General features: G+C 73.4%; 11 protein-coding genes. 2 read left to right on the forward strand and 9 right to left on the reverse strand.

Annotated features, from left to right (window positions below; all coding sequences use genetic code 11):
* Window positions 1-36 precede the first annotated feature (36 nt).
* Window positions 37-1,017, reverse strand: a complete 981-nt coding sequence (locus tag E1200_RS27535) for a threonine/serine dehydratase (RefSeq protein ID WP_131954990.1) — start codon at window positions 1,015-1,017, stop codon at window positions 37-39.
* Window positions 1,018-1,265: 248 nt separating this feature from the next.
* Here E1200_RS27535 and E1200_RS27540 point away from each other — a divergent pair, with 248 nt between their 5' ends.
* On the forward strand, window positions 1,266-1,469 hold the full coding sequence (locus E1200_RS27540) for a BldC family transcriptional regulator (protein WP_021593176.1): 204 nt from the start codon (window positions 1,266-1,268) through the stop codon (window positions 1,467-1,469).
* Window positions 1,470-1,560: 91 nt separating this feature from the next.
* On the opposite strand, the gene E1200_RS27545 is transcribed toward E1200_RS27540, so the two are convergent.
* A complete protein-coding gene (locus tag E1200_RS27545) occupies window positions 1,561-1,836 on the reverse strand; it encodes a hypothetical protein (protein ID WP_131954991.1) in 276 nt (91 codons plus the stop codon).
* Between the two features lie 14 nt (window positions 1,837-1,850).
* Window positions 1,851-2,837: a hypothetical protein gene (locus E1200_RS27550; RefSeq protein WP_131954992.1), complete on the reverse strand. Its 987-nt coding sequence runs from the start codon at window positions 2,835-2,837 to the stop codon at window positions 1,851-1,853.
* Between the two features lie 137 nt (window positions 2,838-2,974).
* On the opposite strand from E1200_RS27550, the gene E1200_RS27555 reads away from it, so the two are divergent.
* Window positions 2,975-3,259, forward strand: a complete 285-nt coding sequence (locus E1200_RS27555; protein ID WP_131954993.1) for a PLD nuclease N-terminal domain-containing protein — start codon at window positions 2,975-2,977, stop codon at window positions 3,257-3,259.
* Between the two features lie 69 nt (window positions 3,260-3,328).
* Here the strand turns inward: E1200_RS27555 and ccsB are convergent, their stop codons facing one another.
* The 6 genes from ccsB to E1200_RS27585 form a co-directional block, all read right to left on the reverse strand.
* Complete coding sequence (gene ccsB / locus E1200_RS27560; RefSeq protein WP_243708869.1) at window positions 3,329-4,309, reverse strand: c-type cytochrome biogenesis protein CcsB; 981 nt, start codon at window positions 4,307-4,309, stop codon at window positions 3,329-3,331.
* Window positions 4,310-4,313: 4 nt separating this feature from the next.
* On the reverse strand, window positions 4,314-6,077 hold the full coding sequence (locus E1200_RS27565) for a cytochrome c biogenesis protein ResB (protein ID WP_131954995.1): 1,764 nt from the start codon (window positions 6,075-6,077) through the stop codon (window positions 4,314-4,316).
* Between the two features lies 1 nt (window position 6,078).
* The gene (locus E1200_RS27570; RefSeq protein ID WP_131954996.1) at window positions 6,079-6,822 is read right to left on the reverse strand and encodes a cytochrome c biogenesis protein CcdA; all 744 of its coding nucleotides are present in this window, start codon (window positions 6,820-6,822) and stop codon (window positions 6,079-6,081) included.
* Window positions 6,823-6,852: 30 nt separating this feature from the next.
* Window positions 6,853-7,443, reverse strand: a complete 591-nt coding sequence (locus E1200_RS27575; protein ID WP_243708870.1) for a TlpA disulfide reductase family protein — start codon at window positions 7,441-7,443, stop codon at window positions 6,853-6,855.
* A gap of 45 nt (window positions 7,444-7,488) precedes the next feature.
* The gene (locus E1200_RS27580; RefSeq protein WP_131954997.1) at window positions 7,489-8,127 is read right to left on the reverse strand and encodes a histidine phosphatase family protein; all 639 of its coding nucleotides are present in this window, start codon (window positions 8,125-8,127) and stop codon (window positions 7,489-7,491) included.
* 80 nt (window positions 8,128-8,207) lie between these two features.
* Window positions 8,208-9,037: hypothetical protein (locus E1200_RS27585; protein WP_207933566.1), on the reverse strand; the 830-nt coding region annotated here is incomplete at its 5' end.

A 9,037-nucleotide genomic window follows, 5' to 3' on the forward strand; every position in this document is an offset into this window, starting at 1 on the left:
GCCCGGCCCCGATCACACCCCCACCCGCGCGGCCTGCTACTTGAGGAGGTCGAGGAGCCAGGCCGGGTCGAGGTTGCCGCCGGAGAGGACGGAGACGTAGGTGCGGGCGGCCGGCAGCTCGGCCTGGTGGAAGAGGTACGCGGCGGTGGCCACGGCGCCGCCGGGTTCGGCGATCAGGCGGGTCTCGCGGACCAGGCGGCGCATCGCGGTCTCGATCTCGTCCTCGGTGACGGTGATGATGCCGTCCACGTGGGCGCGGATGTGGGCGAAGGGCAGGTCGCCGACCCGCTGGACCCGCAGGGCGTCGGCGATGGTGCGGCCGGTCCTCTCCGCGTCCCAGGTGATGGGGCGTCCGGCGGCCATGGAGTCGCGGGCGTCGGCGGCGAGTTCCGGTTCGACGCCGATGACCATGGCCTCGGGGCGCAGCGCCTTGACCGCGGCGGAGATCCCGGCGATCAGGCCGCCGCCGCTGACCGGGACGAGCACGACGTCCACGTCGGGACGGTCCTGGACGATCTCGATCCCGATGGTGCCCTGGCCGGCGATGACCCGGGCGTCGTCGTAGGGCGGGATCATCGCGAAGCCGTGCGCGGCGGCGAGCTTGCCGGCGGTCTCGGCGCGGGCCTGCGAGGTCGGCTCGACGTAGACGACCTCGGCGCCCAGGGCGATGCACGCCTCGACCTTCACGGCGGGGGCCGTGTGCGGCATGACCACGACGGCCTTGGTGCCGAGGGCGCGGGCCGCGTAGGCGACGGCCTGGGCGTGGTTGCCGCTGGAGTGCGTCACGACGCCGCGTGCGCGCTCGGCCGGCGGGAGGGCGGAGATCGCGGCGTACGCGCCGCGCAGTTTGAAGGCGCCGATCGGCTGCAGCGACTCGGCCTTCAGCAGAAGGGCCGGCTCGCCGGCCGCCGCGGGGGCGGGGTCGCGGGAAAAGGGCACGAGCGGCGTGCGGACCGCCACGCCCGCAATGCGCTCCGCGGCGCTCTCTATCTCCGGCAGGGATACGAGGTCGGACATGTTCTGGGAGACTACTTCGCACGGCCGTCAGGGGCGGCCCCGCGGCCCTTCCCGGACGTGACATGGCAGGTCAAACGGGGTCAACGCGCACGGCGTTGCCCATGTCCCGGGTACCGAGAGTCATCGCTCCTGCTCGGCGTACTACAGACCGTGATCTTTTCCGAAAACAAGGGAGAAATCGGTCTTGACCCGCCACACTGTTAAACAGTCCACCCGCGCCGAGAGCGGGACAAAGGGGGAGAGAAAACGTGGAGAGCACGAGCGAGCGCCTGCTGACCCCAGGGGAGGTCGCCGCCCTCTTCCGGGTCGACCCGAAGACGGTCACCCGGTGGGCCGCCGCGGGCCGGATCAGCAGCATCCGCACTCCGGGAGGGCACCGGCGCTTCCGCGAGTCCGAGGTGCACGCGCTGCTGCGCGGCGAGGAGCCCGTCGCCGAGCATTCGGCCCGCTGACCGGACCTCAGCCGCCCGGACCGCCGCGCCGGCAGTCCCTCTCCGCCCGGGCGGCCGGGGCCCTTCACTCCCCGCCATCCTGATCTCCCGGCTACGCCTGATCTCCCGCGTCGCCCGCCTTCCACTCCTCGAACCGGCGGAGCAGGTCCGCGTCCTCGTCCCGCCAGCGGCGCCGCCGCTCGGCGAGTTCCTCCTCCGTGAGCGACTCGTCCAGGAGCCGGTCGTAGTCCGGGTCGCCCGGACCGATCTCGACGTAGGCGTCGGCGATGATCCGTCCCTCGCCCGTTCCGGAGCCCGGCTCGCCGGGTTCGGTCAGGACGCTGTGCGGAACCCGGAGCGTGCCATCGGGGAGCCGGATCACGTACATCCTCGATCGCCCTCCTAGATCCCGTACCTGCGGTTGAAGAAGAGCATGACCTCCAGGGCCGTCCGGATGTTGCCGCCGAGCATATCCACGAGGGCGGGGCGCTGGCGGGAGGAGATCGCGGCGAACGCGTCGGCGAAGAACTCGCGGCGGCCGAGCGCGTCCGGCTGGCGGTGGAAGTCGCTCGCCAGGTGCGGCCGGCACTCCTCGTACAGCTGCCGGAAGGCGGGGCAGTCGGACGTCCATTCGCCGTCGTCGCCGTCGATGTCGTCGAGCGCGTGCCCGACCTCGTGCAGCATCACGTCCGGGGTCGGGGACGGCCGGTCGCCCACGACGATCTTGCGGTCGCCGTACGCGCCGGCGCAGATGTCCCAGGTGGCGCGGCCGGAGGGGAGCGGCCGGCCGCGCAGGTGGCCCATGTCGTCGAGCTGCGGGACGCCGCCCGGCCCCACGTAGATGCCGTCGAGCCCGCTCGCGAGCTTGTCCTTCAGCGGCGCGGGCAGCGACGCCAGGCTGTCGACGGCGGCGATGACCTCGGGGGTGGGCGGCCCGTCCCGGACGTCCCACTGCCGGTAGAGGATGCCCTCCAGCGGGCCGCAGTTGCGGCGGCCGTCGGCGGCGTGCGGCATACCCGGCGGGTACGGCTCCACGCGCAGCCGGTCGTCGTCGAGCTCGAAGTCGCTCCACGAGTAGTCGCCGGGCCGCGGCCGACCGAGCCTGCGCCGGACCGGCCCGCGCCGCTCCGGCCGGCCGGGGGCCTCGGCCACCGGCTCCACGCGGTCGGCGCCGCCGGCCCCGGCCGGGCCGAGCGCGAAGTCGTCGTCGCGGCCCGCCTTGCGGAACCGCCCGAACCTGTCGCGGGGCTGGTTGCTGCGCGGCCGCACCTGCCCCGAGTCGGGCGGGGAGGAGGAGTAGGCGGCGTCGTCCGCGCGGCTCCGCACGCCGCGCAGCGACTCCCGGCCCCGGAACTGCCGGGGCTTGCGGTGGACGCCTTTGAAGCGCATCGGGCTCCTCTGTCCGCGGGCCCCGCGGGGTCACGAGCGACGCTCGTCGAGTCCGGTGAAGGACGGGGCCCCCTCCGGAAGGGTAAGCCGGGACCCGACTCGGCGTCATCCCCGCAAGTCACGGATACCCTTTAGGCGTGATATACGCGCTGGTTACGCTGCTTTTGGTCGGCTTCTGGGTCTTCTGCGTCCTGGACGTGCTCCGGACCGACGCGTCCGAGGTGCAGCACCTGCCCAAGGGCGCCTGGTTGGCGATCGTCCTCGTGCCGCTCGTCGGCTCCGTGCTGTGGCTCCTGGAGGGGCGGGCCCGGCGGGCCGCCGTGCCGGGTCCGCGGGTCGCCGCCCCGGCCCCCAAGGGGCCGGACGACGACCCGGCGTTCCTCCGCGATCTGGAACGCCGCCTCAAGGACGGGGACGGCTGAGCACGGCGCCCGGGGTCACGGCGCCCGGGTCACCGGGCCCGGTGGCCCCGGGGCCACCGGGCCACGGGGTCACGCGTAGGAGTGCAGCCCCGAGAACATGTAGTTCACGCCGAAGAAGTTGAACAGCAGGGCCGCGAACGCGATCAGCGAGAGGATCGCGGCCTTGCGGCCCTTCCACCCGGCCGTCGCGCGGGCGTGCAGGTAGGCCGCGTAGATGATCCAGGTGATGAAGGACCAGACCTCCTTCGGGTCCCAGCCCCAGTAGCGGCCCCACGCCTGGTCGGCCCAGATGGCGCCCATGATGATCGCGGCCGTCCAGATCGGGAACGCGAACATCGTGACCCGCATCGCGAGGCGGTCCAGGCTCTCGGCCGACGGCAGGCGGGACAGCACGCCGCCGTCCGCGACGCCGCCGCGGGACTCCGCGCGGGCCTTCAGCAGGTAGAGGATCGTGGCGGCGCCCGCGACGGTGAACGCGCCCGTCGCGACGATCGCCGCACTGACGTGGATGGCGATCCAGTACGAGTTCAGCGCCGGGGTGACCGGGCCCACCGAGTCGTACAGCCAGATGTTCGCGACGCCCAGCCCGATGACGGCGGCGAGCATGACGAACGCGCCGAGGAACCGCGCCTTGTACTTGTACATCACGAACAGGAACGCGCTGACGGCGGCGAACGCGATCGCGGTGAGGAACTCGTACATGTTCCCCCACGGCCAGCGGCTCGCGGCCAGCCCGCGCGACACCATGACGCCGAGGTGCGCGGCCCAGCCGAGCACGCTCACGAAGACCGCGAGGCGGACCCAGTCGACCTGCGGGCGCTCGCCCTCGTCGCTGTCCCCCGCGTCCCCGTCGTCGGCGGCGGGGTCTCCGGCCGCGGCGCCCGAGGCGCCCACCAGGACCTTCGCCTCCGCCTTCTCCCGCGCCTCGGCCACCGCGCGGCGGCGGCCGAAGCCGAGGTCGACGGCGTAGGCCACCAGCGCCACCACGTACATCACCACGGTGGTCAGCATGAGCTTGTCGCTCAGGTTCGCGAGGTCGGCGTCGCTCACCTCGTCACTCCTTCGATTCGGGGGCCGGACCGGATCCGCGGCCGGCGTCGGGCCCATCGCCGGGCCCCTCGTCGGACTCGCCGTCGGACTCGCCGGCGGGCTCGTCGGGGGGTTCGTTGCCGGGCTCGTCGGCGGGCTCGTCGCCGGGCTCGTCCTGCGGACCGCGCAGCGCGGTCACGATCTCGTCGAACTCCGGGGTCGGATTCCCCAGCGTGAGACCTCCGACCTCGACAACCGTACGCCCGCCCTCCGCGGCGCTCGCACGGACCCACACCCTGCGCCGCCTGACCATGAACGACGTCGCCACGCCGAGCACCGCCAGGATGGCCGCGACCAGGGCCGGGATGCGTCCGGGGTCGCGGTTGACCGAGAGCGTCACGTACTCGCGCAGCCCGTCGAACGTGATCGAGCCGCCGCCGGGCACCTCGAACGTCTCGCCCGGTTCGAGCAGCTTCTGGCCGTCCTTGACGGGGTGCAGCGTCTCGCCGACCCCCTCCAGCTTGTAGACCGACTGGGGGGCGCCGGAGTCGAGGCCGATGTCGCCCTTGAACGAGGTGACCGTGACGACCGGGCGGAGCGGCGCGGGGAAACCCGAGACGATCTGGTCGCCGTCCTCGCTCGCCATCGCGGTCGGCCACAGGATCGCGTAGAAGGCGAGCTGGTCGGGCTGCGCGTCCGGGACCTTGATGACGCCCTCGGACGTCAGGTTCCGCGGCTCCATCTCCAGGAACGGCACCGCGTCCTGGAACGCGACGTCGCCCTCGGCGTCCTTGACCGTGAAGACCGGCGCGTAGCCGTGCCCGAGCAGGTACACCTTCGTCCCGCCGACGTTCAGCGGATGGTTGATGCGCAGGTCGTAGGGCTTCTCGGCGGCGTCCGGGCCGGGGCGGTAGCGGACGTCGGCGTTGAACGCGGTGGCCTGGCCGCGCTTGTCGCCCTCGGTCTCGTACTCGGCCTTGAAGTCGTCCAGGGTGAGGGTGAACGGGGACAGCTCGCCGTCCTTGAAGGCCCGCCCGGGGGTGAACTGGTCGTACAGGCTCAGCGAGTTCGCGAACGTTTTGCCCTCGGTCAGCAGCACGTTGCCCTGGTAGCCGAGCAGGTTGCCGAGGCCGAGCGCGAACAGCAGCCCCAGCAGCGAGACGTGGAACAGCAGGTTGCCGGACTCGCCCAGGTAGCCCTTCTCGGCGGACGCGGCGCCGCCCGAGACGTCCACCCGGAACCGCCGCCCGCGCAGCACCTCGCGCGCCTCGGCGAGGACGTCCTCCGGGGACGCGTCCGTCTCGTACTTCGCGGCCTGCGGTAGCCGGCCGAGGTTCCGCGGCGCCGCGGGCGGCCGGGCCCGCATCGACCGGTAGTGCTGGGCCGCCCGCGGGATGACGCACCCGGCGAGCGAGACGAACAGCAGGATGTAGATCGCCGCGAACCAGGGCGCGGCGAACACGTCGAACATCGACAGCCGGTCGAGCCACGGCCCCGTGGTCTTGTGGTCCTCCAGGTAGGCGGCGACCTCCTCGGGCGCCTGCCCGCGCTGCGGCAGGATCGACCCGGGCACCGCGCCGAGCGCCACCAGGAACAGCAGGACGAGCGCCGTGCGCATCGTGGTGAGCTGCCGCCAGGCCCACCGTAGCCAGCCGAGCGGGCCGATGCCGGCGGGCCGGGGCGTCTCCCCCGGCGCCTGCCGCGCGGCGGGCGCCTCGGTGCCCGCCGGGTCGGCGGTCCCGGTCGCCCCGGTGGTGTCGGTGGTGTCCGTGCCCTGGTAGTCAGTCATCTCAAATCACCGGTTGGAAGCCGCTGATCCACGACTTCAGCTCGATGTTCAGGTCACCCCACAGGCCGCTCACCAGCAGCACCCCGATGAGGACGAGCATCCCCCCGCCGATCCGCATGACCAGGGGGTAGTGGCGCTTCACCGCGCCGAACGCCCCGAGCGCCCGGCGGTAGGCGACCGCGGCCGCCACGAACGGCAGTCCGAGGCCGAGGCAGTACGCCAGCGACAGTAGCGCCCCGCGGCCCGCGCTCGCCTCCGTGACGGCGAGGCTCTGCACGGCGCCGAGCGTCGGCCCGATGCACGGCGTCCAGCCGAGCCCGAACAGGACGCCGAGGAGCGGCGCGCCCGCGAGGCCCGCCGCGGGCAGCCGCCCGGACTTCAGCGTCCGCTGCAGCCCTGGGACGAACCCCATGAACGCGAGGCCGAACAGGATCGTGATCACGCCGAGGACGCGGGTGATGGGCTCCTGGTACTCCAGCAGCCACCGGCCCAGCCCGCCGAAGACGGCGCCGTAGCTGACGAACACGACGCTGAAGCCCGCGACGAACAGCAGCACGCCGGCGAGCAGCCGCCCGCGCCGCTGCTCGGCCAGCTCGACGCCGGACATGCCCGTCACGTACGACAGGTAGCCGGGCACCAGCGGCAGCACGCACGGCGAGGCGAACGAGACGAGCCCGGCGAGCGCCGCCAGCGGCGCCGCCGCCACGAGCGACCCGCTGACGACCGTATCGCCGACCGTGCTCACTGGTCCGCCGTGCTCACTGGTCCGCCGTGCTCATCGCTCGGCGGAGACCTTGGCGACCAGGGGCGCGAGCTTGGACACGGTCGTCGCGCCGACGATGCGCGCGGCGACCCGGCCCTCCCGGTCGAGGACGAGCGTGCTCGGGATCGCGCTCGGCGGCACCTCGCGGAAGGCCAGCGTCACCTGGCCGCTCGCGTCGAACAGGCTCGGGTAGGTGATCTTGAACTTGCGCTCGAACGCCTCGGCGTTGGGCTTGGAGTCCTTGAAGGCGACGCCGAGGAACTCGACGCCCTCGTCCTTGTTCTCCGTGTAGACGTGCTGCAGCGACGGCGCCTCGCCGCGGCACGGCGCGCACCAGGACGCCCAGAAGTTGACGACCACGACCTTGCCCTGGAACTCGGACAGCTCGAACGCCTCGCCGGTCAGCAGCTCGCCGCTGACGCCCTGCACGCTCGTCCGGTCGGCGGGCTCGTACTCGGTGACGTTCCCGTCGCCCGAGATGAAGCGGTTGCCGGAGCCGCCGGACCCGTTCCCGGCCGCGCCGGTCCCGGCGCAGCCGGCCAGCAGCCCGCAGAGCGCGACCGCGGCGGCCGCGGCGCGCAGAGGGGAGACTCGGGGGCTCAACGGACCCTCCTACTACAGGACGTAGTACACAATCTACCGGTGCCGTCAGGCACCCGCGACACTGGGACCCTTCGCGATCCCGGCGGCGGGCTCGTTGTAGGCGACGTCCACCAGCCGGCTGCCCTGGAACGTCAGGCTGGTGACGCTCGCCAGCGAGCACTCGCGCCGGTTCGGCAGGTGCCAGAGGCGGCGGCGCTCGGCGTGCAGCCGGAGCGTGTAGATGGGCAGCTGGTGGCTGACGCAGATGGCCTCGTGCCCGCGCGCCGCCTCCCGCGCCCTGATCACGGCGCCGCGCATCCGGGCGGCGAGCGCCCGGTACGGCTCGCCCCAGGACGGGCGGAACGGGTTGCGCAGGTGATACCAGTGCACGGGGTGCCGCAGCGACCCCGCCCCGGCCCCGAACGTCAGCCCCTCGAACCGGTTGTCGGCCTCGATGAGACGGTCCTCCACCGTCACGGGCAGGTCGAACGCGTCGGCGAGCGGCGCGGCCGTCTCCAGCGCCCGCTGCATCGGCGAGGAGAACAGCGCGGCCACGTCCCGGTCGGCGAACCATTTGGCGGCGGCCTTCGCCATGAGGACGCCGTCCTCACTGAGGCGGTAGCCGGGCAGCCGCCCGTACAGGATCCCCTCGGGGTTGTGCACCTCGCCGTGCCGCATCAGGTGAACGATCGTCTTGTCAGTCATCGCGAGGTCAGGGTACCTTCGCCGCCCCCTCCTCCGGCCCACCGGTCCGGTTCCCCCGGCCCGTCGACCCGGGGGGCGGCTCAGCGGCGGGTGGCGGAGACGAATCGCGCGATGTGCTCGGCGGCGCGGTCGAGATCCGCCTCGGCGATCTCCTCGCCCTCCAGCGACTGGAGATACCAGTAGGTCAGGGCGGCGGTGCAGATGCCGGCGTTGTCCGCCGGTGCGGTGCAGGTGATCGGCGACGCGACCCCCTGCGAATCGAGGGTGGCGAGCGTCGCCGCCACGAAGGGCGACGACGGCCGCTCCGGCGGCTCCGGGTCATTGGGCGCGAGCACCGCCAGGTAGGCGGGCGTACCCGTGGGAAGGTCCTCGCGGCCGGTGATGCGCGAGGTGCAGTCGCCCGTGCGCTCCCTCTCCCGCCGCGCCTGCGGGGAGTCGGGGAAGTAGTGGCACAGCTGGCTCGCGATCCCGCCGATCGACCCCTGCCACGACTGGGTGACCCGGGCCGTCCGGACGTCGCCGGCCCTGTTGGCGCCCGCGTTCACGCCGATCGACCCCTCGCAGGACGCGCCGGCCGGGCCGATCAGCAGGCCCTGCCCGGTGCGGTGCACGGTCGCGCCGGGCGGCAGCTCGACCTGGGCGGGCAGCGTGACCCGCGCGGGTCCGGTCGACGGCGTGACGGGTGCGCCGCCCGGCCCCAGGATGGTGCAGTCCCGCACGTCGGCGACGGTGGCGGCGACCCTCGTCGTCGCCGCGGGGCTCGGGGCGGGGTCGCCGCCGCCCCGCTGGATCGCGACGGCGCCGCCCCCGACGACCACGGCCGCGCCGACCACGGCGGCCGTCGCCCCGGCGCCGCCGCCGAAGAACGCCTTCACGGCCGACGCTCCGCCGACCTTGCCCGTCGTGGCGG

The sequence above is a fragment of the Actinomadura sp. GC306 genome (genome assembly GCF_004348665.1).
Classification (GTDB): Bacteria; Actinomycetota; Actinomycetes; order Streptosporangiales; family Streptosporangiaceae; genus Spirillospora.